Origin of the sequence: Chlorobaculum parvum NCIB 8327 (assembly GCF_000020505.1) — a bacterium.
Classification (GTDB): Bacteria; Bacteroidota; Chlorobiia; order Chlorobiales; family Chlorobiaceae; genus Chlorobaculum; species Chlorobaculum parvum_A.
Genome location: NC_011027.1, coordinates 725,395 through 747,436, shown reverse-complemented (window position 1 = coordinate 747,436; position 22,042 = coordinate 725,395). Strand labels below are relative to the sequence as shown.

18 protein-coding genes and 5 tRNA genes are annotated in these 22,042 nt (G+C 56.6%); 7 read left to right on the top strand and 16 right to left on the bottom strand.

What is annotated here, in order from left to right; translation table 11 throughout:
• Positions 1–168: 168 nt before the first annotated feature.
• From CPAR_RS03575 to CPAR_RS03540, 8 genes are all read right to left on the bottom strand, one after another.
• Positions 169–240, bottom strand: a tRNA-Glu gene (locus tag CPAR_RS03575).
• A gap of 49 nt (positions 241–289) precedes the next feature.
• Positions 290–365 (bottom strand) — tRNA-His (locus CPAR_RS03570).
• A 28-nt stretch (positions 366–393) separates the two neighbouring features.
• Positions 394–467, bottom strand: a tRNA-Arg gene (locus CPAR_RS03565).
• Positions 468–498: 31 nt separating this feature from the next.
• A tRNA-Pro gene (locus CPAR_RS03560) sits at positions 499–574 on the bottom strand.
• A gap of 177 nt (positions 575–751) precedes the next feature.
• A complete protein-coding gene (locus tag CPAR_RS03555) occupies positions 752–2,098 on the bottom strand; it encodes a TolC family protein (RefSeq protein ID WP_041466120.1) in 1,347 nt (448 codons plus the stop codon).
• Between the two features lie 33 nt (positions 2,099–2,131).
• Positions 2,132–5,269 (bottom strand): efflux RND transporter permease subunit, encoded by a 3,138-nt coding sequence (locus tag CPAR_RS03550; RefSeq protein WP_012501948.1) that lies wholly within the window; start codon positions 5,267–5,269, stop codon positions 2,132–2,134.
• Between the two features lie 10 nt (positions 5,270–5,279).
• Positions 5,280–6,431, bottom strand: coding sequence for an efflux RND transporter periplasmic adaptor subunit (locus tag CPAR_RS03545; protein ID WP_012501947.1), 1,152 nt, complete (start codon positions 6,429–6,431; stop codon positions 5,280–5,282).
• 111 nt (positions 6,432–6,542) lie between these two features.
• Positions 6,543–6,950, bottom strand: a complete 408-nt coding sequence (locus CPAR_RS03540) for an NUDIX hydrolase (RefSeq protein ID WP_012501946.1) — start codon at positions 6,948–6,950, stop codon at positions 6,543–6,545.
• Between the two features lie 331 nt (positions 6,951–7,281).
• On the opposite strand from CPAR_RS03540, the gene CPAR_RS03535 reads away from it, so the two are divergent.
• Positions 7,282–8,259, top strand: a complete 978-nt coding sequence (locus CPAR_RS03535) for a sugar phosphate nucleotidyltransferase (RefSeq protein ID WP_012501945.1) — start codon at positions 7,282–7,284, stop codon at positions 8,257–8,259.
• A 30-nt stretch (positions 8,260–8,289) separates the two neighbouring features.
• Here the strand turns inward: CPAR_RS03535 and CPAR_RS03530 are convergent, their stop codons facing one another.
• Together CPAR_RS03530 and CPAR_RS03525 are read right to left on the bottom strand one after the other, a co-directional pair.
• Positions 8,290–8,802 carry an HNH endonuclease gene (locus tag CPAR_RS03530; protein ID WP_012501944.1) on the bottom strand — a complete coding sequence of 171 codons (513 nt, stop codon included), beginning with the start codon at positions 8,800–8,802 and terminating at the stop codon, positions 8,290–8,292.
• Positions 8,803–8,852: 50 nt separating this feature from the next.
• Entirely contained in the window at positions 8,853–10,082 is a 1,230-nt protein-coding gene (locus CPAR_RS03525) for a metallophosphoesterase family protein (RefSeq protein WP_156773466.1), read from the bottom strand.
• A gap of 467 nt (positions 10,083–10,549) precedes the next feature.
• Between CPAR_RS03525 and metK the strand changes: the two genes are divergently transcribed.
• A complete protein-coding gene (metK, locus tag CPAR_RS03520; protein ID WP_012501942.1) occupies positions 10,550–11,764 on the top strand; it encodes a methionine adenosyltransferase in 1,215 nt (404 codons plus the stop codon).
• Positions 11,765–11,848: 84 nt separating this feature from the next.
• Positions 11,849–13,264 (top strand): adenosylhomocysteinase, encoded by a 1,416-nt coding sequence (gene ahcY / locus CPAR_RS03515; RefSeq protein ID WP_012501941.1) that lies wholly within the window; start codon positions 11,849–11,851, stop codon positions 13,262–13,264.
• Positions 13,265–13,378: 114 nt separating this feature from the next.
• Here the strand turns inward: ahcY and CPAR_RS03510 are convergent, their stop codons facing one another.
• The 3 genes from CPAR_RS03510 to CPAR_RS03500 form a co-directional block, all read right to left on the bottom strand.
• The gene (locus CPAR_RS03510) at positions 13,379–14,002 is read right to left on the bottom strand and encodes a cyclodeaminase/cyclohydrolase family protein (RefSeq protein WP_012501940.1); all 624 of its coding nucleotides are present in this window, start codon (positions 14,000–14,002) and stop codon (positions 13,379–13,381) included.
• Complete coding sequence (locus tag CPAR_RS03505; RefSeq protein ID WP_012501939.1) at positions 13,992–14,882, bottom strand: bifunctional methylenetetrahydrofolate dehydrogenase/methenyltetrahydrofolate cyclohydrolase; 891 nt, start codon at positions 14,880–14,882, stop codon at positions 13,992–13,994. Before CPAR_RS03505 ends, CPAR_RS03510 begins: the two co-directional genes overlap by 11 nt.
• 199 nt (positions 14,883–15,081) lie before the next feature.
• Positions 15,082–15,153: transfer RNA gene (locus CPAR_RS03500), tRNA-Gln, on the bottom strand.
• Between the two features lie 189 nt (positions 15,154–15,342).
• On the opposite strand from CPAR_RS03500, the gene CPAR_RS03495 reads away from it, so the two are divergent.
• A complete protein-coding gene (locus CPAR_RS03495; protein ID WP_012501938.1) occupies positions 15,343–16,008 on the top strand; it encodes a phosphoribosylanthranilate isomerase in 666 nt (221 codons plus the stop codon).
• Here the strand turns inward: CPAR_RS03495 and CPAR_RS03490 are convergent.
• The gene (locus CPAR_RS03490; RefSeq protein ID WP_012501937.1) at positions 15,992–16,948 is read right to left on the bottom strand and encodes an alpha/beta fold hydrolase; all 957 of its coding nucleotides are present in this window, start codon (positions 16,946–16,948) and stop codon (positions 15,992–15,994) included. The two genes, CPAR_RS03495 and CPAR_RS03490, sit on opposite strands and share 17 nt — an antisense overlap.
• Before the next feature lie 134 nt (positions 16,949–17,082).
• Positions 17,083–18,918 carry a cation:proton antiporter gene (locus CPAR_RS03485; protein ID WP_012501936.1) on the bottom strand — a complete coding sequence of 612 codons (1,836 nt, stop codon included), beginning with the start codon at positions 18,916–18,918 and terminating at the stop codon, positions 17,083–17,085.
• An 87-nt stretch (positions 18,919–19,005) separates the two neighbouring features.
• Here CPAR_RS03485 and CPAR_RS10960 point away from each other — a divergent pair, with 87 nt between their 5' ends.
• Positions 19,006–19,161: a hypothetical protein gene (locus CPAR_RS10960; protein WP_156773363.1), complete on the top strand. Its 156-nt coding sequence runs from the start codon at positions 19,006–19,008 to the stop codon at positions 19,159–19,161.
• A gap of 325 nt (positions 19,162–19,486) precedes the next feature.
• Positions 19,487–21,196 carry a SulP family inorganic anion transporter gene (locus CPAR_RS03480; RefSeq protein ID WP_012501935.1) on the top strand — a complete coding sequence of 570 codons (1,710 nt, stop codon included), beginning with the start codon at positions 19,487–19,489 and terminating at the stop codon, positions 21,194–21,196.
• A 70-nt stretch (positions 21,197–21,266) separates the two neighbouring features.
• Here CPAR_RS03480 and CPAR_RS03475 read toward each other — a convergent pair whose 3' ends face one another.
• Complete coding sequence (locus CPAR_RS03475; RefSeq protein WP_012501934.1) at positions 21,267–21,524, bottom strand: hypothetical protein; 258 nt, start codon at positions 21,522–21,524, stop codon at positions 21,267–21,269.
• A gap of 147 nt (positions 21,525–21,671) precedes the next feature.
• Between CPAR_RS03475 and CPAR_RS03470 the strand changes: the two genes are divergently transcribed.
• Positions 21,672–21,983, top strand: coding sequence for a hypothetical protein (locus tag CPAR_RS03470; protein ID WP_012501933.1), 312 nt, complete (start codon positions 21,672–21,674; stop codon positions 21,981–21,983).
• The last annotated feature ends 59 nt before the right edge of the window (positions 21,984–22,042 follow it).

Sequence of the window (22,042 nt, the reverse complement as noted above, 5' to 3'; positions counted from 1 at the left end):
AATCATCGGCAACGGTCTGCGGGCTAAACAGGCGGGACACCAATGATCAGGAATGCCCAAACCTAACAAAAAAAGCTCTGAACCTGCAACAGCACAGAGCTTGGAAACTACGGTATTTGCTGATCGCCCCTCGAACGGTTTGGCTGAATGTTCAGGAACAATATTATGTGACCCCAACGGGATTCGAACCCGTGCTGCCACCTTGAAAGGGTGGTGACCTAACCACTAGTCGATGGGGCCAGAAAAATCTGGCGTTCCGGCAATCCGGAGAAACACTTCGTCAGACTCGGGGTGAATGAGGGGACTCGAACCCCCGACCTCCAGGGCCACAACCTGGCGCTCTAACCAGCTGAGCTACAATCACCATGTACATCTCAAAAAACATCTTCCTCGTATGCCCGACAGGACTCGAACCTGTAACCCTCAGCTTAGAAGGCTGATGCTCTATCCGGTTGAGCTACGGGCACATAGCGCTTTTCAATCAGTCATTGCTCTCCCTGGTCGGGGCACCGAGACTCGAACTCGGGACCTCCTGCTCCCAAAGCAGGCACGCTACCAGCTGCGCCATGCCCCGTCTGAACGGAAGGCTGGTAATATACGACTAATTCCTTCGGATACAAACCTTTTCAATCAGACAAATCTATTTTTTCTCGCTTACGACAAATGGGCTTGTTAGCAACTTACCAATCCTCTCTCCCGCCGCCTTACAACTCTCCAAGCGAGAGCTCTAACTCCAATCTTTTTCTTTCTTTCATTGATCGTTCTCCTCGCCCACCAGGCGGCCGGCGAAACGCTGGAGGCGCTGTTCGAGAATCTTTGCGTCGTAGGCCGCAGAAGCGATGCTTTTTCGGGCGTCGATCAGGTTACGCTGGGCCTCCCTGAAGGTGGTGGTGGTAAGCTGACCGAGCACGAAAAGCTCTTTCGAGCGCCGGAAGTTCAGCTCCGCGCTTTCGAGGTTCTTCTTCTGAAATTCGAGAATATCGAGACTGTTGCGGTACGACTGCCAGGTGTCGGCGACCTGCTTTTCAAGCTCCGCCACCGTTTTCTGTTCGAGCAGCTTTTTGTTCCTCAGTTCGATGCGCGCATTCTGGCTTTTGATGCTCGACTGAAACCCGTTGAAAATATTGTAACTGAGCGTGAGGGCTGCCGCTAAACTTCCTGACGGATCGTTCATTCCTGCGTTGAACCCTTCGAGCGTCTTGCTGTAACCATACGACGCCTCGACTCCAAGCTGCGGGAAAAAGTCTGACCTCGCGATAGCGACGCCATATTCGGCCTGTTTGACCGCTTCGAGCGTGATGAGGTAGGAGGAGTAGGACTTTTTCGCCGCTTCGAGAATCTCATCTTCATTCAGGCTTTTGTCAAACAACACCTCCGTCTCGACATCATATTCGCTCTTGACCGGGCGGTCGAGCAATAAGTTCAGCGAGCGCCGGGCGTTTTCGCGGCCCAGCACCGCCTGCTTCCACGATACGCTGTCGGCGTTGGCATCGACCGAGGCGGAGAGTACTTCGAGTGCGTTGGCCTGGCCGTATTCGGAACGCAGCCGCGCCCGCTTGAGCCGATCATCCGAGATAGCGAGCGACTCTTCGGCAACCGCCACCTGCTCGATGGCGTCGGCCAGATTGTAGTAAGCCTCACTGACCGAGAGGATGATGTTCTCGATCGTGTTCCGCGCCTGAAGCCGCCCTTTCCGCCCCTCGCTCTTGAGCTTTTTGAAGGTATAAATGTTGCCGAAACCATCGAACAGCGTGTAGCTTGCCTGAAGAGAAGCAGCGCTCGACGTGTACTCCGTCAGGCCGTTCTGCGCGGCTTCATCCCTGTCCTGATAGTTCACCGAACCGACAAGATCAACGCGAGGCAGCAGTCCGGCGTTGCCGATGTTGACGTTGTTGCTGCTCTGCCGAGCCTCGCCCCGCGCGATCAGGATGTCCGGATTACGCTCCAGCGCTTCGGAAACCGCCTTGTCGAGGCTCAGCTTTTCCCGACCCCACGACTCGACCGGAACGCCACAAACACCCGTCAGCACAAGCAGGGAAAGCAGAACGACAGCGACTGGATTCCACATTTTTCGCACGTGAGTTTCATTCGTCTTCATTGTCATCGTCTCAAAAATTTGCATTCATCATCATCAAAACGGACGCTCCTCGCGTATCGCCGGTTCCACCGATTCGGGTGACGGTTTCGTGCCGGTGAACAAACCTTGCAGGAACACCTTCGAGCGGTTCAGAAGCACCAGCATTGCGGGCAGCATTACCAGCGTGAGCAGGGTTCCGAACAGCAATCCATAGGCGACCGAAATGGCCATCGGCGTCAGGAACTGCGCCTGGCGGCTCTGCTCGAACATCAGCGGCCCAAGCCCGGCGATGGTGGTGAGCGAGGTCAGCACGATGGGGCGGAAACGGTTGATGCCGACATCGAAGACCGCTTCGGAGAAGGGCGTGCCCTCCTTAAGTTTGCTGTTGAAGGTGTTGACGAACACGAGCGAGTCGTTGATGACGATGCCGATCAGCGCCACGATGCCGAAGAGCGAAAGAATGCTCATGATGTAGCCCTGGATGAAGTGGCCCCAGACCACGCCGACAAGGCTGAACGGAATCATGATGAACACCATCGCTGCTTGCAGGAACGAGCGGAAGGAGAATACGACCACGAGGAACATCAGGCCGAGCAGCATCGGAAAAATCTTTTTCATCGAGCCGGTGGTCTTGCCGCTCTCCCGGCTCTGGCCCTCGAAGTCATAGCTGACGTCGGGATATTGCCCCGTGAGACTGGACAGAACACCCGCTTCGATCCCTTTTAGCAGATCGGGCACCGACTCCTTCGAGTTGGCGATGTCCGCCTCCACCTTCACCACGCGCTGCCCGTCGATGTGGTTGACCGACGAAACGCCGCGCCGGATCGAAATGTCGGCCAGCTCCGTGAGCGGAATGGTCCGTCCGTCGGCGAGCCGGATGCGCATCTGTTCCATATTGCGAATGGACGAGCGGTCGGCCTCGTCGTAGCGAACCCAGATTTTCACCTCGTCGATGCCCCGCAGAATCCGTTGCGCTTCGTAGCCGAAAAAGCCGCTGCGCACCTGGTTCATGACGTCCGAGACGGTGAGGCCGAGGGCCTGCGCTTTCCGGTTGAGCCGGATGCGCACCTCTCGCAGGCCGGGCGGATCATTATCGCTCACGTCCTTCAGTTCTGGCATCTTTTTCAGCTCCTCTTCGAGCGCGGCCTTCGCCCCCCGGAGCTGCTCCAGATTGTCGCTTTTCAGCGCGATGGAGACCGGCATTCCCCACAATCCCAGGCCGCCGACCTGCAACTTTTCGGCGGCGGGAACCTCGCCGATCTTCTCGCGGATGACGTTGGCCACCTTCATACTCGACCATTCGCGCCGCTGGCTCTCGACAAGCGAAACGCGCAGCCCGCCTTCGTAGGCGGTCGGCCCGACGCTCCGCCCGATCGCCTCGATCAGCTCGCCCTCGCCGCCGTGCTGCTTGCGGTACTGTTCGTTCACCTGCCACACTTTCGCCTCCATCCCGGCCAGAATCCCCTCGGTCACGGTCTCGCGCGTACCCGCAGGCATTTCGAGCGTCACCTGCACGTTGTCACGCTCGATGATCGGGAAGAAGGTGGTCTTGACGATGCCTCCCTGCAACGCGCCGATGGTGACGAACATCAGGGCGATGGGCACCACCACCGTAATCACGGGGTTGTCGATGCAGAAACGGAGCACCGGAGCGTAGAGCCGGTCGCGCTGGAAGTGGATGAACGCTTCGGATTTTTTCAGCAGCCAGGTCTTTTTGCCCGGCTCCTCGCGGATGGCGCGCGAATGGGCGATGTGGCCGGGAAGGATGAAAATGCTCTCGATGAGCGAAATCAGCAACGTCGCGATCACCACGAAACCGATGTCCTTGAAGCGCTGCCCGAACGCGCCGTCGAGCGACAGGAAGATCATGAAAAAGACGATAGTGGTCAGCACCGCCGCGAAGACCGACGGCAGAACGGCCATCGTGCCCGTGATGGCGGCGTCTATTGGTTTCGCCCCTTTCTCGTGCTCTTGGTAGATGCTCTCGGCGACCACGATACCGTCATCGACGAGAATACCGACCACGAGAATCATGGCGAGCAGCGAGACGACGTTGATCGTCAGGCCGTACCAGAGACCGAGCAGGAACATGCCCGCGAACGAGAGCGGAATCGAAAGCGCAACCCAGAAGGCCATGCGCGGATTGAGCGAAAAGGAGAGGAAGAGCACCACGAGCACGATGCCGATCACGCCGTTGCCGGTCAGAATTTCCGCGCGTTCACGCACGATGGCCGAGCCGTCGCGCAGCAGACTGATCGAAATATCGTCATGCTTCTCGTCGAACGACTGCATGTACCCGGCGACCGCTTGGGCGATAGTGAACATGTCCTGGTCGGCGGTTTTGGAAATATCGAGAATCACCGAGGGCTTGCCGTTGAAGTAGGTGCGGTTGGGATCCTCCGACCAGCGATCCTTCACTTCGGCCACGTCGCGCAGCCGTACGATTCCGCCGCTCTGGTTGGTGCGCACGACAAGATTTTCGAGGTCGGCGGCGTAGTAGCCCTTGTTGTCGGCGCGGATCAGAAACTCCTCGTCCGCACCCCTAATGGTGCCGCCGGTCACCTTCAGGTTCGCCTTGCTGACCGCCGCAGCCACCTCGGAAAAGGTCAAGCCATAGGAGCGCATGGCGTCCTCGCGCAGACTCACCTCGATCTCTTCTTCGGGAAAACCGCTCAGGGTGATTTTGGAGATGCCGAGCTGGTTGCGCAGATCGCGCTCGATTCGCCGCGCGTAGGTCTTCAGCACGCCGAGATCGACATCGCCGTAAATGGAATAGGCCACCACGAAGTCGGTCATCTCCTGCTTGTAAATCCTCAGCTTTTCAAGCCCGGCGGGAAACGAGCTGATCTGATCGACCGCGTTGGTCACCTCCTGCAAAAGCTCGTTGGCGTCGTAGCCCGGCAGCAGTTCGACGGTGATGAGTGCCGAATTTTCGCTGGAGGTCGAGGTAACACGGTCGATGCCCGTCACCCCCTTCAGCTCGTCCTCGATCTTGAGCGTCACCCCCTCCTCGATCTCTTCGGGCGATGCGCCGGGATAGGCGGCGGCGATAAAAATAGTGTCGGAGGGTACATCGGGGAAAAAGGTGGTCTTCATCCCCTTGAAGGCCAGAAAGCCGAACAGAAAAATCGCGAGGAAAATCGCGTTGCCCAGAACCGGATACCTGACGAAATATCTGATAATTCCTTTCACAGCAGCGCCCTTACTTTCCCGATTCCTGATTGTTCTCACCCGTCACGACGACCTGCGAAGGATCGACCACCATGCCCGCGAACATCCCCTCCACCGGCTCGGCGATGATCTTCGTGCCGTCCTTCAAGCCCCGGAGCACCGCCGTGCGCCCGTCGAGCGCCACGGTTTCGACGGGAACTCCGACGATGACCGAATCGCGCAGAGCGTACAGCTTTTTGTCAGCGCCGAGCAGGTTGCGCGACACCGTGACCGCCTGATCGACCGGAACTTCGAGGTCGCCCGAAAGATACATGCCGTCCTTCAGCCGCGGATCCTCGGCGACGATATAGACCTTGACCGTCTGCGTGCTCTCGTCGATGGCCGTGTTGACCCGCGACACCACGCCCCGCACCGTGCCAGTGAAGTCGTCGGAGTGCAGCTCGATCTGCTCCCCTTTTTTGACGAACGGCGCGTCCTTGACGCCGATGGAGGCTTCGAGTTCGTAGCGACCGCCCGCCGAGAATTCGCCGATCTTCTGCCCCGTCCGCACGAGCATTCCGGGATTGAGATCCGAGACCGTCACCACGCCGTCAAAGGGCGCCGTGATGCGGTATTTGCCGAGCGTCTCCTCCATGCTCCGCACCGAGTAGTAGCGGGTGTAGATGTTGCGGGCGGCGAGATAGTTGCGAATCCGGTCGGTCGCGGGTTTCGGCAGCGGCTTCAACGGCGCGTCGATGCGGAAGTTGCGCACATAGGCTTGCCACGGCGCGACATGGTCGGGAAAATCGATGGTCAGGTCGGGAAGCAGCAGCGTCAGAGCGTTGAGCAAACCGCTGCGTTCAGCCAGCACCGTGCTGCGATAGACTTCGTCATCGATCCTGACGAGCACCTGACCCTTTTTAAAGGCGTTGCCCGCCCTGAACGGATGCGAGGTCTCGACAAAAACCCCTGAAACCTCTGCGTACAATTCGATCTTGCGAACCGCTTCGAGCTTGCCGCTCAGGGCAACCTTCCGGAACACGGTTCCATTTTCGATCACCCGCACCTTGACCGGCCTTGATTCCTTTTTCGCAACCGCCTCTTCCTGGGTATCCTTATGGGTACTGAGCAGCCTGCCAATCAGAAGACCGGCAGCTATGATAAGCACCGCAATGATATAGGGCTGAAATTTTTTTAACTGCATCTGTTACTGTTGTCTCGTCATTAGGGCGCATTAATTTGCTGATAAGAGCCCCTGATTACTACATAATGTCACGAAACATAACAAATAGAGAAGACAGTAGAGCGCCGGGGGCTAAAGCGAAAGGTGGAAAAAGGAAGAAAGGATCTGCGCGAGCTCCTTGTTGCAAACCATGTCGATGGCTTCGGCAGGAGTGACTACGCGGCGTTCGCGAACATGCATCTCCTCCCAGCGTTCGAGTAACGATTCAACTTCGAGTGGATAGACCTTCACCGCAAACATGCCTGACGGGCGTCGGTAGGAATAGGTCCCGATCGGCTCAGGCTCGACCTTGCCGACGATCCCCGCCTCTTCCCAGGCCTCCTTGGCTGCCGACTCGTGGGGCGTCATCCCTTTTTCAACATAGCCCTTGGGAATGATCCAGCGGCCGGAACTACGCGTCGTAATCAGCACGACCATATCGCCGGCAATAGGCAACACACCCGACTGTACTGCGGTTATTTTTCCCGATCCGTTGGCCATGGCGATGCAGAAAAAGAGCTGTTGATTTCGGAAAAACCGGAAAACCAGTCGAACACAGACCGGTCAACCTGTGCAAAAGATAAGCCATTGCAGCTTTTTTCCATGACCAATTCACCATGTTGTCACACGGCAAATCACAACGGAGTCAGACAACCATCATGAGGAGCCCTGAGACACTAAAAAAGCTCCGGAGAAACATGATGTGCGCGGCTTTTCAGCGCACCTGTTCGCGCCTTTGAAACAAGGGTTACCAACGGTCTAAGATTCGACAATTTCAAAAAATTAGAGTACGTTAGAAGCATATATTCTTTAACGCTTCCCTTTCCTTGATATGAAAGCCATCATCCCCGTTGCCGGCATCGGTAGCCGGTTGCGCCCTCATACCTTTTCGCAGCCGAAAGTACTGCTCAATGTGGCTGGCAAACCGATCATCGATCATATCATGGACAAGCTCATCGAGTCAGGCATCGATGAAGCGATTATTATCGTCGGTTATCTCGGCGACAAGATCGAACAGCACCTCAAATCACGTTATTCGATCAAGATGACCTTCGTGGTTCAGTCGAAACAGCTCGGTCTGGCTCATGCCGTCCACCTTTGCAAACCCTATTGCGTCGATGACGAACCGCTGTTCATCATTCTCGGCGATACCATTTTTGATGTCGATCTTGCGCCGGTACTGAAAAGCGACGTATCAACGCTGGGTGTCAAGGAGGTTGAAGACCCCAGACGTTTCGGCGTAGCGATCACCGAAGGCGAACGGATCACCAAACTCGTCGAAAAACCGGAACAGCCAGTCAGCAATCTCGCCCTTGTCGGACTCTATTATCTTCAGAATGCCGGAGCACTGTTCAGCAGCATCGAGCACATCATTGAACACAACATCACGACCAAAAGCGAGTTTCAGCTCACCGATGCTTTGCAGCATCTGATCGACCTTGGCGAGGTTTTTTCGACCTTTCCGGTGCAGGGGTGGTACGATTGCGGAAAACCGGAAACGCTCCTTGAAACCAACGAGGTTTTGCTGAAGAAGAATAACCAGACAAAATCACTACCTGGCTGCATCATCAACCCGCCGGTTTTCATCGCAGAGAGCGCCTCGGTTTCCAACGCCATCATCGGGCCGAACACCACCATCGCCGAGCATGTCGTCGTCAAGGATGCCATCATCATGAACTCGATTATCGGACAGAAATCGCACGTCAGCGACATTATGCTCGACCGTTCGATCATCGGCAATCACGCCATCGTCACGGCCATGGGACACGAGCTGAATATCGGTGATTATTCGGAAATCCGGATGAAATGACCCCGCAGCCGGAAGACACGAACCGGCCGGTCAGCTCATAAAAAGGTAGGGTTTCCAGTCGTCGGAAATCGAGAGGAAATGCTGCCGCATCAGGGCGATGTGGCTCGGTCGGAATGGTTTCTGCAACATGGTCATACCTGCCTCGGTCGGCGTCCGGTTGCCCTTGAGCGTATTGCACGGTTTGCAGGCTGTAATCAGGTTATCCCACCGGTCTTCCCCGCCTCTGGACTTCGGAATGACGTGATCAAGCGTCAACTGAAGGTCATTTCTGCCGCAGTACTGACAGCGGTAGCCGTCCCGCCTGAAGATGTTTTTCCGGCTCAGCACCGCGTGGCGATACTCCACCCGAACGTACACTGTCAGGCGCACGATGCTCGGCAGCGGAAAGCTCTCGCTGACCGTGCGAATACGATGCTCCGGATGGCTTGCCACCACCATGGCCTTGCCGCCAAAAAGCAGCAGCACGGCATTCCTCGCATCGCAGATGCTCAGAGGCTCGTAGCTCGCATTGAGCACCAGGACTTTGGCTTTATGCAGCAACATGATTGCTCATCTCCACCTGATCTTTGCACCGCGCATCGCGGTTGTGGCTATCAGTTTCGGAACTGCTCAGTCAGCGCTTTTGGGCTGACTCGGGGAAAAAACTCTCCATCATCGAGCGTATAACTCCAGCGCTCTTTCAGAACAAAATGGAACGTCGGTGTTCTGCCGGTATCCGGGCGTCCAACGCCTTGCGGATAGGCGGCATCAGACTGCCAGCCACCGTGATCATCGGCGTAGTAGTCGACCGTGACCTTTGGACCGTCAATGGTGACAATATAGTAACCGACCGCAGAAAGCTCCTGCGAAATGGAAATCTCGCGATTTTTCTGACCACGCCATCCGGGATGGGTTGCCGGTTTGGGCGTGTAGAACTTGCTGCTAACCGAAGCTGCGATGAGTTGCTCGACCTGAGATTTGCCGTCGGGACTGTGGATGATCGCGCGCTGGTGGAGATGGTCGTGACCACAGATGAAAAGGCGGATACCATTACTGTGCAGGCTTGAAAAGAAAGCGTTCTGCCAGTCGGGATGCTCGTCGGCACGCCCGCTGAAAAGCGTATCCTGATGGTTCTGGCCGATGAGCGGCTGATGGGAAAAGACAAACGCGTGCGGCGCGCCGCGCTTGCTCCGATCAAGCCGAGCACTGATCCACGGCTGCTGATCGGCGATGGTGTAACCGGATGGGTAATGGGTCGTATTGGGCACGACCCTGCCGGGAACAGGCCAGTTGTCGATGATGACAAAACGCGTCCGTTCCTTGCCTTCGCCGCAGTCGAACGAGTAGCTCAACCCGTCAAGTTCACGGCTCACCTGCACCGGACTGCTGAAGTTCGAGCCGATCACATAGCGCCGCCCGCTTCGCGTCTCGAACGCGCCATCGCGGGTCTGGGGATAACGCTTCCTGAAACCGGGAGCACCGTAACCGTTGTCAGCGCTTCGAGCCTCGTGGTTTCCCCGGAAAGCAAAAAAGCCGATACCGGCATCGATCAGCGGCCGGGCAGCCTCAAGCCGCACCTCTTCGGATACCTCGCGGCCATCATCGCTCAGGTCGCCGACCTGAATGACGAATTTCACCCCAGCTTTCATGAACTGCCGGTTGATCTGCTCGATGATGGAAACCGGAACTGTGGAGGGATTTTCTCCGGCAGGGTCGGCGGTCGTCCACTGCGTATCGCCCATCACGCCGAACTTCCAGGGCTCGGCCCACAGCGTCGCCTGCCCCAGCAGCATGAACAGCACGAACAGTGGCGCAGCTTTTCGGAAGAAACGGGCAAAGGTCATAAGCACAATCACCATTTACTGAACAGAGCCATCACACAAGAAGCTGGCATGCAAAGAGAATACCGGAAAATAGAGCATTGCATCCAACCACTCGGCAACTGTAGTGTTACGTTCATGCTAACACTTTTAAGCTCCGGTTACCAGCTTTTATTATCGCGCCTGTTCTCTTCCTCCTTCTTCTGTCAAAGCTGCAAAACAGCCACAATCTTGTGCCGGGTATCACATTTGGGTTGCATCGCATTTTCTGATTGCGTACATTTTGTGGTTAATTTTTTCGGCATCCCCATTATCTATGGACACGGTGCCAAAAGCTCTTGTGCAGGATTCGTCCCCAGAGCTTGCCGGAAGGCGTCCCGTGTCCAGTCTGTCGTTTCACGACATTCCCCCTCACGAATTCTCCTTTTCGGCAGCCCTGCAGAACGCCTGTTGTTCTTGTCGTTCTCTCAACCATAACCGAAAGGGAAACTATGTCACATTCAAGGTATTTCTTTACCTCAGAATCAGTTTCAGAAGGTCATCCGGACAAGGTATCCGACCAGATCTCCGATGCCGTGCTGGATGAGTTCATCAAACAGGACCCCAACTCTCGCGTTGCCTGCGAAACCTTCGTCACCACCGGTCAGGTGATCGTCGGTGGCGAGGTAACCACCAAAGGTATCGTCGATATCCAGACGATCGCCCGCAAGACCATTACTGAAATCGGCTACACCAAGGGCGAATACATGTTCGATGCCAACTCCTGCGGCGTACTCTCGGCCCTGCACTCGCAGTCGCCCGATATCAACCGCGGCGTTGATCGCAAGGAAGAGATCGAAGACGAGTTCGACCGCGTCGGCGCTGGCGACCAGGGCATGATGTTCGGTTACGCCTGCACTGATACCCCGGAGCTGATGCCTGCGGCCATCCAGTACGCCCAGGAGCTGGTCAGATTGCTTGCCGAAATCCGCAAGGAGGGCAAGATCATGACCTACCTCCGTCCCGACTCCAAGAGCCAGGTGACGCTCGAATACGACGAGAACGACAAGGTGCTCCGCGTTGACGCCGTGGTCGTCTCGACCCAGCACGATCCCGAACCGGCAGGCATGAGCGAGGCCGAGTTCCAGGAGGTCATCAAGAACGACATCATCGAGAACGTCATCCGCAAGGTGATCCCCGCCGAGCTGATCGATGAGAACACCAAGTTCCACATCAACCCGACCGGCCGCTTTGAAATCGGTGGCCCTCACGGTGATACCGGTCTGACCGGCCGCAAGATCATCGTCGACACCTACGGCGGCGCAGCTCCGCACGGCGGCGGCGCATTCAGCGGTAAAGACCCGTCGAAGGTCGACCGCAGCGCAGCCTACGCAGCTCGCCACGTTGCCAAGAACATCGTGGCTGCCGGCCTTGCCGACAAGTGCACCGTGCAGGTCTCTTACGCCATCGGCGTTGCCCGCCCGGTCTCGATCTACATCAACACCCACGGCACCGGCAAGCACGGCTTGAGCGACTCGCAGATCCAGGAGAAAGCCGAGGCGATCTTCGATCTTCGCCCGCTGGCCATCATCCGTCGCTTCAACCTCGACCGTCCGCACGGCTGGTGCTATCGCGACACGGCTGCTTACGGCCACTTCGGTCGCGAACAGTTCCCGTGGGAGAAGACCGAGAAGGTTGCCGAGCTGAAAGCAGCTTTCGGCCTCTGATCCGAAACCCTCTGAAAGCCTCTGTGGATTTGCGTCCCGGAGGCTTTCTTCTATTCCGAAAAAACTGAAAAACACGCTGACATCATGACAACAGAAGCAGCAGTGCTCGACTACAAAGTGGCCGATATTTCGCTTGCCGAATGGGGCCGCAAAGAGATCGAAATCGCTGAAAAAGAGATGCCGGGCCTGATGGCTACGCGCAAGAAATACGAAGGCAAGAAACCGCTCGCAGGTGCTCGCATCGCCGGTTCGCTGCACATGACCATCCAGACCGCCGTCCTGATCGAGACACTCGTCGAACTCGGCGCCGACGTGCGCTGGGCGAGCTGCAACATCTTCTCGACGCAGGACCACGCCGCCGCTGCCATTGCCGCCGCCGGTGTTCCGGTGTTCGCCTGGAAGGGTGAGACCCTCGACGAGTACTGGTGGTGCACCCGCCAGATCCTCGAGTTCGAAGGCGGGCTCGGCCCGAACCTCATCGTCGATGACGGCGGTGACGCCACCCTCATGATCCACCTCGGCTACAAGATCGAGAACGATCCGTCGATGCTCGACAAAACTCCGGGCAACGCCGAAGAGAGGGCGCTCTTCGCCCAGCTCAAAGAGGTCTTCGCAGAAGACAACCAGCGCTGGCACAAGGTCGCCGCAGGTATGAAGGGCGTCTCCGAAGAGACCACCACCGGCGTGCACCGTCTGTACCAGATGATGGAAAAAGGCGAGCTGCTCTTCCCTGCCATCAACGTCAACGACTCGGTCACCAAGTCGAAATTCGACAACCTCTACGGCTGCCGTGAATCGCTGGCCGACGGTATCAAACGCGCCACTGACGTCATGATCGCCGGCAAGGTTGCCGTCGTGCTCGGGTACGGCGACGTCGGCAAAGGTTGCGCCCATTCGATGCGCTCCTACGGCGCCCGCGTGATCGTCACCGAAATCGACCCGATCTGCGCACTGCAGGCCGCCATGGAGGGCTTCCAGGTCACCACGATCGAAGAGGCGCTCGAAGAGGGCAACATCTACGTCACCACCACCGGCAACAAGGATGTGATCACCCTCGAGCACATGAAGAAGATGAAGGACGAAGCGATCGTCTGCAACATCGGCCACTTCGACAACGAAATCCAGGTCGATGCGCTCAACAACTTCAAAGGTGCCACTAGAATCAACATCAAGCCGCAGGTTGACAAGTACGTCTTCGAAGACGGCCGCTGCATCTACCTGCTCGCTGAAGGCCGCCTGGTGAACCTCGGCTGCGCCACCGGCCACCCGTCGTTCGTAATGAGCAACTCCTTCACCAACCAGACCCTCGCCCAGATCGAGCTCTGGAAAAACAACTACGACGTGGACGTCTATCGCCTGCCGAAGCACCTCGACGAAGAGGTCGCCCGCCTGCACCTCGGACAGATCGGCGTCAAGCTGACCACCCTGTCAAAGGAACAGGCCGACTACATCGGCGTACCGGTCGAAGGCCCCTACAAGCCGGAACACTACCGCTACTGATCTGCGGTTTTTCGCCGGATCAACGCAAAAAAGCCGCCCTTTTTCAAGGCGGCTTTTTTTTGTGTTTGAAAAATCAGACAGATCGGTCGGATGCGTCTGATCTGACCGATCTGATTATCTCCCCACCAAGCCTTGGCAGCTTTCGCCAAGCCCGTCGAGCGCCTGCTGCATGACCGTACGCTTCGCCTCACAGAACTCGGCATCATCAATGCCGTCGAGGTTAACCTCGACGTTGGCCCTGGCGCTCAGCATGCCTGCAATCAGCAGGTGGCGACCGACGATCACATCGCTGAGTACGTTGGGATTACCGATCTGTTCAAGGCGATCAGCAAGAGGCCGCAGAGCTTGGCACCGCTTGAAAAGCTCGAACGGCACTTCGGAGCTGGCCTTCAGCGCAGCCTGGATGGCGGCACTGCGAGCCTCGGTCTCTTCGGGCGTCGTTTTCGGCAGCCTGTAAACCTCCATGATCGCGCCGAACACCTCCATGTCTCGGTCGCCGAGAACGAGCATCTGGCGGCGGGCCGTTTCACACGTTTCGAGAATCGATTGAACTTCATCCTCGACGTCGGCGAACCTCTTCTTGCCGAGTGTCAGGTTGCAGACCATCGAGAGCAGAGCGACGCCCTGTGCGGCCGTCACTGCCGCTGCCGCCCCACCACCCGGCGTGGGATCACCGCTGGCGAGCCGACCGAGGTAGGCGGCAATGGTGGTCGATTCAAGCGTACCGTCAGGCTTCATGATGGTAGTTGCGATAGAGTTGCAGGGCGTTGCGCATGCACATGGCCACCGTCATGGGGCCGACCCTCGGAATGTAGAGCCCGGCCGATTCCTTGGCATCCGGCTCGAAATTCTGGATTGAAGAGAAGTTCAGGCAAACTGCGCCCGACTTCAGCTCATCGGCTTTGATCTTGTCGAACACTTTTGAAGGCACGCCGGTAATCACGATGTCCGACTGTCTCAACGCCTCCTCGCGGGTAACTGGCACGCGCTCGTGGCCGGGATCGTTGACATCAACCACGAAGCCGCCGTCGATGTCGAACGAATAGACCCTCGCACCGTCGTTTGAGAGCATGTAGGCGAGCGGCCTGCCGACCACTTCCGAACGGTTGAAAATGGTGATCTGCTGACCGCCGAACGGCAAGCCGTAGGGAATGTAGGCCTCGGTCTCTTCGAGCAGCTTGAGGATGGCCAGCGGTGTGCAGGGCAGAATCGCCTTGAACTTTCGCGCCTCATCGTCGAAACGCTCGTTGGCGTAGAGCTTGCTGATCCAGTGCGGACAGAGCCCCTCGACATCCTTGTGCGGCGAAATCAGGTCACGAAGCTCGGCATCGCGGCTGTCGCCCCAGATCGGATAATAGACGAAAATGCCGTGAACGTCTGAATCCGCATTGGCCGATTCAAGCATGTTCCTGACCGATTCGGGACTGGTTTTGCGCAGATCGAAGCTGATGCCGACATCCTCACACCCCGCCCGAGTGTAGTCTGCGTAGGTTGCCGATGCGGGATCATCGGAGGCCAGAATGCCGACGATATTGATGCTCAGCTTTTCATCGCTGATCTCCCGGCGGACGGCATCACGAAATGCGGCGGCGATTGGGCTCGGGTCAAGTGCTTTCATGAATCAACAAGGCTGTGTGTGACAAATCTGTACGGGCAAAAGAGAGGGATGGTGACTCCGACGGAGCACGCTGCGCTTTGTCCGAAATGCTTCCGAAACGAGGCGAACAGAGCTGCGAGGCAGTACATGGCAGGCGGAATCCAGTCGTTGAACCGGTTTGCCCGCTGCTGAGCGGTGCTTGACCCGGCGCATGAGTTTGCTGGGGCGGCAGGATTCGAACCTGCGAATGTCGGCTCCAAAGGCCGATGCCTTACCACTTGGCGACGCCCCATTATTGACGGAATGCCCCGTCATAAACGGCTTGAATTATAAGGATAAATCGGCGAAAACACAACTCGATCCCGCATGAAACCGGAGCCCCATTTGTGCTCGAACATTGCTGAACCGGAGCGACAGGTTTTTGCAGCGCTTTTTTTACCTTTCGTTTTGACCTTGACCGCTGAACTCCACAGAACGTTTTATGACCAGAATCAAGATTTGCGGTATCACCCGCGCTGAAGACGCCCTAACGGCTGCCCTTGCCGGAGCCGACGCACTCGGCTTCAATTTCAGCAAAAAGAGCCCCCGGCTCGTCAGCCCCGACACAGCCCGGGAGATCATCGCCGCACTTCCGCCGCTGGTCGCCCCGGTCGGCATTTTCGTGGAGCAATCCGCTGAAGAGATTAACGAACTGTGTCGCTACTGCGGCCTGCAGATCGCACAGCTGCATTCGGATGAGTACGGGGCAGAAGCAACGATGAGAATTCATGGAACGAAGGTGATCCGCGTCTTCCGTCCCGGCCCCGGCTTCAGCGTCAATGAGGTCAGAACCTACGCGAAACAGACCGGCTGCCGGGGGTTTCTCTTCGATGCGTTCAGTCCCGAAATGGCTGGCGGCACGGGCAAAACCATCGAATCATCGACCGCTTCGATGCTTTTCGAACAGACGCGCGACATAGGCTGGGCGCTGCTTGCGGGGGGACTGAACCCGGAAAATGTGGCCGACGCGGTTCGCCTCATCAATCCGTGGGGCGTCGATACGGCCAGCGGCGTGGAATCGGCACCAGGCATCAAGGACGCCCGCAAAATCACGAGTTTCATCCAGGCTGTACGGGAGGTCGACCGGATGCTTACCGCTGCTGACTGATGTGCCCGAGAATAATCTCCGAGGCCGTTTCCGGCAGTTCGAGCGTAATGAGGTGACCGCAATCGGGCACGCAGAGGTAAGTGCCAGACTCGGCTATTTCCTGTAACTTCCGGGCGTTCTCGCACCTCATGATACCATCCCCCTCCCCCGCCACGAACAAGACCGGAACCTTGAGCGCGCGCACCTTTTCTGGCAACATCTCGGTGGTTTCAAGCGCCGTGATCTGACGGGTCGTCTGCTCGATGGCTTCTGAAGCGCACAGCCCGAGGCTTTCAAAGCCGACGTTGATGTCGTGCATCATGATCGAATTCTTTGACAGCGCAAGGCGGGCGAACATGTAGGCCGGAAGCCACCAGGTGAGCTTGCGCATCATCTGGTTGAAAATAAAGTTGAGAGTTACAGGTGCAACCTTCGAAATGACTTCGTTGTTCGGCAGATATCCGAAGTTGAAAAAGGTCATCGACTGCACGCTATTCGGATAGCGATGGGCATAGTCGAGCGCCACGAACGGCCCGAATGAAAACGCGGCGACATGGAAGGCTTCCAGACCGATAGCTCTGACCAATCCGTCCAGATCTCTGGCGAAGTCGTCGATCTGGTAACGGTTTTCCGGATCGTTTTCCGACCAGCCGTGCCCCTTCATATCGTACGCAATCGTCCGGTACCCCTCAGCATTAAGCGCGCGGATAATGTGATGCCACCACATCCACCAGCAATCCCATCCATGAATGAGCAGCACCGTGCCGCGCGGCTGTTCCGAACCTGAATCGTGATAGTGGTGCAACAGTCCACCGACTTCGACAAAATGGCTTTTCTCCATCAGATCGAGCTCGTACTCCGCCCGGTTTCGCTCGCCTTTTGTTGAGCTTTCGAGCTGATTGAAAAGCTTCTGCCGGTATGCCCTGAATTTTTCTGAAGAGGGTTCAGAATAACTGCTCATAGTCCCGAAAAGTGAAGTTCACAAGAACTTTGCAAGCACGCTACACCCTCAATGTAGAGAAAAAAGGCTTTTTTCACGCTTTTTTCATCAGCAGTCAAGCGAGAGCAAACGTCAGAACCGGAAGCAAAAACCGCTTACGACCGTGGCTGATCGCTGGCGGGCTTTGGCGGCACAGGTGACTTGCGTCCAGCGGGTTTGCCGTTTTTGCTGGAGGAAGCGGAGGATTCAGCTGTCGGCTCCAGAAACAGCTTGCCGCCCTCACGCCGGATGATCTCCTGCTGCTCGAAGATGGTTTCGGGATCGACTTTGAAATGCCTGAGCAACTCGGAAAACATCTGAATCGAGGTTTCGAAAATCTCGGTCACGACCGCATCGGCTCCGGCTCTGTAGAACTGCGAAGCGGACTGGAACGAGCGTGCACGGACGATGATGAAGGCTTCACTGTTGATGATGCGCACCTGACGGATGCACTGAATAGCCGCCTCGATCTCGGGAATGCAGATCACCACGGAGCGACAGTGGTCGGTACCGACACGAAGCAACGATTTGCGCTCTGTGCAGTCGCCGAAAAAAAGCGGTTCACCTTTGCGGCGCATGGTGCTGACCACCTTGCGGTTGGTGTCGAGCACCGTGTAGAGCAGGTTGGTGGCGTTCATCACGGCGGCCACATTCCGGCCGATCAGACCGTAGCCGATAATGACCGCATGAATTTCACCCTTGCAGGCGATTGAGCTTGTCGTGGTGCGCGTCGGCTGTTTCGGTTTCGGCTCGGGCATCAGCGGCATGAACCTGAACACAGGAGCCATCTGCGCGGCAAATGCCGGAGCCGCCGAGATCAGCGCAGGCGTAACGATCATGGTGACGACGATGATGGTCAGCATCAACTGAAACATGTGCTGGTCGAGCAGCCCCGTATTCTTTGCCGATCCGGCCAGCACGAACGAGAACTCACCAATCTGGGCCAGCACCATGCCCGACATCAGGCTCACCCTCGTTGAAAAGCCGAGAGCCATCGAAATGCCCGTCATGACGATGCCTTTGACGAGTAGCACAACGAGAGCCACACCGATCAGCCACGGAAGCTCGATCATGTTCACATCGAGCAGGAGCCCGACCGACACAAAAAAGATGCTGGTCAGTGCTTCGCGGAAGGGATCGATGGTTCTGCTGATGCGGTGGCTTCCGTCGGTGCTGGCAATCACCATGCCGGCCATGAACGCGCCGAGTGCCAGCGACAGGCCGATGAGCGAAGCAAGCCACGCAGCACCGAAGCAAAGCACCAGCGCACCGAGCACCAGCACCTCCCCGGCATGAAGCTCGGTAATCATCCGCACGATCCTCGGCATCAGAAGCCGGAATCCGCCGAACATACCGATGGCGAACAGCAGCAGCAGCGCCACCTCCTGAAAGGTCGCTTCGGGCGAAATGACCTTACCGGGCGTCAGAAACGTCAAGCCGATCATGAGTGGCACAATGGCCATGTCCTGAAAAATCAGGATGCCGAGCGCAATCTTGCCGTGCTCGAAGCTGAGTTCATCGCGGTCGGAGAGAATCTTCAGGCACAAGGCGGTACTGCTTACCGAAAAGGAAAAACCGAGCACAATCGCCTCTTGGATGCTGATCTTTTTTCCAATCGCCTCCAGCAGCCAGAAAGCCAGCGCGGCTATAATCATCCCGGTCAGCATCACCTGTGCCAGACCTCCCGCAAAAACAATCTTCTGGAGCTTCTTCATGTCGTCGAGCGAAAACTCCAGCCCGATGGTAAAAAGCAGCAGCACCACACCCAGCTCGGCGAGGATCGAAATCAATCCGCTGTCGCTGACCACACCGAACCCCGTAGGGCCGAGCATGATGCCCGTGAAAATCAGACCGATCACCGGAGGAATGCGGATCCTCTGGAACAGCAGAATGGTGGCTATGGCAAGGGTACCGATCAGTACCAGTTGCCCGAGAAAATCATAGTGATGCATGCAGCACCTTGGTCAAAAACCTGGAGAAGGACGAAATAACTCTACGGCAATACCCTCCGAACAGTCTCAACTGATGCCCGGAAACAAGTGGCTGAAGCCAGAGGCGGTGTAGCTGATGATCCTTTGACAAACCACGACGGGATGATACTTGGCTTCATTTTAGCAACGGAAAGGCAAATGAACAAATACCTTGACGAGTTTGTGGTTAAGGGCGTTGATTTTTCCGGCAAAATGATACATTGAAGCACTGTTGACAGTTCCTGCTGGGCTTTGCAGGCTCTGTTGCATCGACATAACGATTACCCTTTCATCCCGGAGCGTCTCGGACTTCCGGGCTTACGGCGTTATAACCGGCGCAACAGAACCGCCTTACAAAAGCCTGGGCAGAGAGCTGCCGTTCCTTCACATGGGAGCCACTAACAAGAGCCATAAGTGACTTGAGAGCAAGGCGGATGGAGCGAAGAAGCTGAAGCGGACTGAGAAGTACGTGAGGATTTCGAGCACCATCCAACGCAGCAATCGAGACGCGCAATAACTTTTTTGCGGTTCCCGCATGTCAATCTCTGCAATGTTCAAACCCAAGCTTATCACTGTTCTTCCAGAGCTGACCAAAGAGCAGCTCGGCCGGGACATCGTTTCCGGAATTCTTGTCGGCATCGTGGCCCTGCCGCTTGCCATCGCGTTCGCCATCGCCTCGGGCGTCTCGCCTGAAAAAGGGCTCATCAGCGCCGTTATCGGCGGATTCCTCATCTCGTTCCTGGGCGGCAGCCGCGTGCAGATCGGTGGGCCGACCGGCGCTTTCATCGTCATCCTGTACGGCATCGTGCAGCAGTACGGCCTGAACGGCCTGATGATCGCAACCTTCATGGCCGGTGTGATTCTCATCATCATGGGGCTGTCGCAGCTCGGCTCGCTCATCAAGTTCATCCCATACCCGGTGGTGGTCGGCTTCACCAGCGGCATTGCGGTCATCATCTTCTCCAGCGAGGTGAAGGATTTTCTCGGCCTGCAGATGGCTTCGGTTCCGGCGCACTTCATCGACAAATGGGCCGCCTACTTTACCGCACTGCCGACCGTCAGCCCCGAAACACTGGCAATCGGCCTGACGGCGCTCTTCATCATCATCTTCTGGCCGAAGGTTTCGACAAAAATCCCCGGCCCACTGATTGCGCTCATCGTCACCACCGTGGCTGTCAGAATGCTGCATCTCGATGTCGATACCATCGAAACGCGCTTCGGCGATATTTCAGCCTCGATTCCTGCCCCGTCCGTACCGTCGCTTGACCTCGGCACGATCCGGCATCTCATCATGCCCGCCACAACCATCGCCATGCTGGGCGCGATCGAAGCGCTGCTTTCGGCCGTTGTAGCCGATGGGATGATTGGTGGAAGGCACAAATCGAACATGGAGCTCGTTGCCCAAGGCGTGGCCAACATCGTCTCACCGCTCTTCGGAGGCATTCCCGTCACCGGAGCCATCGCCCGGACGGCAACCAACATCAAAAACGGCGGCCGCACACCGATTGCAGGCATCGTGCACGCCATCACGCTACTGGCGATCATGCTGGTGTTCGGCTCCTGGGCCAAGCTGATTCCGATGCCAACCTTGGCCGCAATCCTGATTGTGGTGGCGTGGAACATGAGCGAGCAGCACATTTTCCGTCAACTGCTCAAAAGTCCGAAAAGTGACGTGGCCGTGCTGCTGACCACCTTTTTCCTGACGGTGATTTTCGACCTGACCATAGCCATCGAAATCGGCATGCTGCTTTCGGTCATTTTGTTCATGAACCGGATGGCAAACCTCACCAACGTCGGCGTCATCACCGGCGAACTGAAGGATGTCGAGGAGGAGGCTGACCCGAACACCATCATCACCAGAACCATTCCGGACGGCGTCGATGTGTTCGAAATCAGCGGCCCGTTCTTTTTCGGCGCGGCCTCGAAATTCAAGGATGCCATGCACGTCATCGGAAAACCGCCGGCAATCCGCATCATCCGCATGCGCAAGGTGCTGAGCATCGACGCCACCGGCCTGAACATGCTCAAAGAGCTGGTCAACGATTGCCGGAAATCGGACACGAAACTCATCCTCTCCGGCGTTCACGTGCAACCGCTCTTCGCGATGCAGCAGTACGGCCTGGCGGACGAAATTGGCGAGGAGAACATCTTCGGCAACATCGACGACGCTCTTGACCACGCCAGAGCTATCCTCGGCCTACCCGCCGAAGGACGCCCAAAAGAGTTCGTAGCAAGCGTGGAACGGGAAAAGAAAAAATAAGGCTGGAAAGATCATTTCTTACAGGACTTATAGTCTTGGACGACCTATAAGTCCTGTAAGGATTAAAACCTCAGGCTTCCTTGGTGCTGTAGGTTCTGATGCTCGCAATCGAATCGATATTGTAGTAGGTGTTGACCGACGTTTTCGCTGAATCCTCGGTCACGCGAAGGAAAAGATCGCTGATGAACAGCACGGCATTTTCATAGACCGTACCTTCGTTAATCTGCAACTTCACCCCTTTCCTGATTTTCCTCGACATGGTTCCGTGCAGAGGCACCGACGCATATTCGAGCACCTTTTCCCATGTTTCAAATGCACTACCGGCCATAAAACCCCCTTTTTCCTACATTATTGTAAATAATTGACTTATTTTTTTAGGCAAAAAATAAATAATATCTTATTTATTAAACAAATATAACAACTTCTGCGTTAGAATACGCAACTGGAGCAAACAAAAACCGAACCTCTGATAACCATGGAACAAGCCCCGTTACGCCCGCTGGGAGACGTTATGACGCTGATCGAGACTCTCGGCCACGAGGTCACCTACGCTTATGAAGACCTGGTCTTCATCAATCACAACGACTTCCTCTTGCAGTTCGACGCGACTGATCCCAATGCACTCGACCTCTTCTTCAACACCGAGTGCGAAACTGCGGAGGCCGATGAAATTGCGGGACGCATGATTCCCGAGGCTGCTCAAAAGGGTCTGAACATCCGCAGAAAAGGCACCTACACCATGACGGAGGCTGAAGACAACAACCTGCAGATCACCTTCAACCCCTGACGGCAACTACATGCTTCGGAACCATTTGCGGCTGCATGGCATTGTTGCGGGAAAAGGGA

Bases quoted from the DNA above. Each gene is read 5' to 3' on its own strand.
- CPAR_RS03555 (WP_041466120.1), bottom strand. From the start codon at position 2,098: ATGAAGACGAATGAAACTCACGTGCGAAAAATGTGGAATCCAGTCGCT.
- CPAR_RS03545 (WP_012501947.1), bottom strand. From the start codon at position 6,431: ATGCAGTTAAAAAAATTTCAGCCCTATATCATTGCGGTGCTTATCATA.
- CPAR_RS03540 (WP_012501946.1), bottom strand. From the start codon at position 6,950: ATGGCCAACGGATCGGGAAAAATAACCGCAGTACAGTCGGGTGTGTTG.
- CPAR_RS03535 (WP_012501945.1), top strand. From the start codon at position 7,282: ATGAAAGCCATCATCCCCGTTGCCGGCATCGGTAGCCGGTTGCGCCCT.
- CPAR_RS03530 (WP_012501944.1), bottom strand. From the start codon at position 8,802: ATGTTGCTGCATAAAGCCAAAGTCCTGGTGCTCAATGCGAGCTACGAG.
- CPAR_RS03525 (WP_156773466.1), bottom strand. From the start codon at position 10,082: ATGACCTTTGCCCGTTTCTTCCGAAAAGCTGCGCCACTGTTCGTGCTG.
- metK (WP_012501942.1), top strand. From the start codon at position 10,550: ATGTCACATTCAAGGTATTTCTTTACCTCAGAATCAGTTTCAGAAGGT.
- ahcY (WP_012501941.1), top strand. From the start codon at position 11,849: ATGACAACAGAAGCAGCAGTGCTCGACTACAAAGTGGCCGATATTTCG.
- CPAR_RS03510 (WP_012501940.1), bottom strand. From the start codon at position 14,002: ATGAAGCCTGACGGTACGCTTGAATCGACCACCATTGCCGCCTACCTC.
- CPAR_RS03505 (WP_012501939.1), bottom strand. From the start codon at position 14,882: ATGAAAGCACTTGACCCGAGCCCAATCGCCGCCGCATTTCGTGATGCC.
- CPAR_RS03495 (WP_012501938.1), top strand. From the start codon at position 15,343: ATGACCAGAATCAAGATTTGCGGTATCACCCGCGCTGAAGACGCCCTA.
- CPAR_RS03490 (WP_012501937.1), bottom strand. From the start codon at position 16,948: ATGAGCAGTTATTCTGAACCCTCTTCAGAAAAATTCAGGGCATACCGG.
- CPAR_RS03485 (WP_012501936.1), bottom strand. From the start codon at position 18,918: ATGCATCACTATGATTTTCTCGGGCAACTGGTACTGATCGGTACCCTT.
- CPAR_RS03480 (WP_012501935.1), top strand. From the start codon at position 19,487: ATGTTCAAACCCAAGCTTATCACTGTTCTTCCAGAGCTGACCAAAGAG.
- CPAR_RS03475 (WP_012501934.1), bottom strand. From the start codon at position 21,524: ATGGCCGGTAGTGCATTTGAAACATGGGAAAAGGTGCTCGAATATGCG.
- CPAR_RS03470 (WP_012501933.1), top strand. From the start codon at position 21,672: ATGGAACAAGCCCCGTTACGCCCGCTGGGAGACGTTATGACGCTGATC.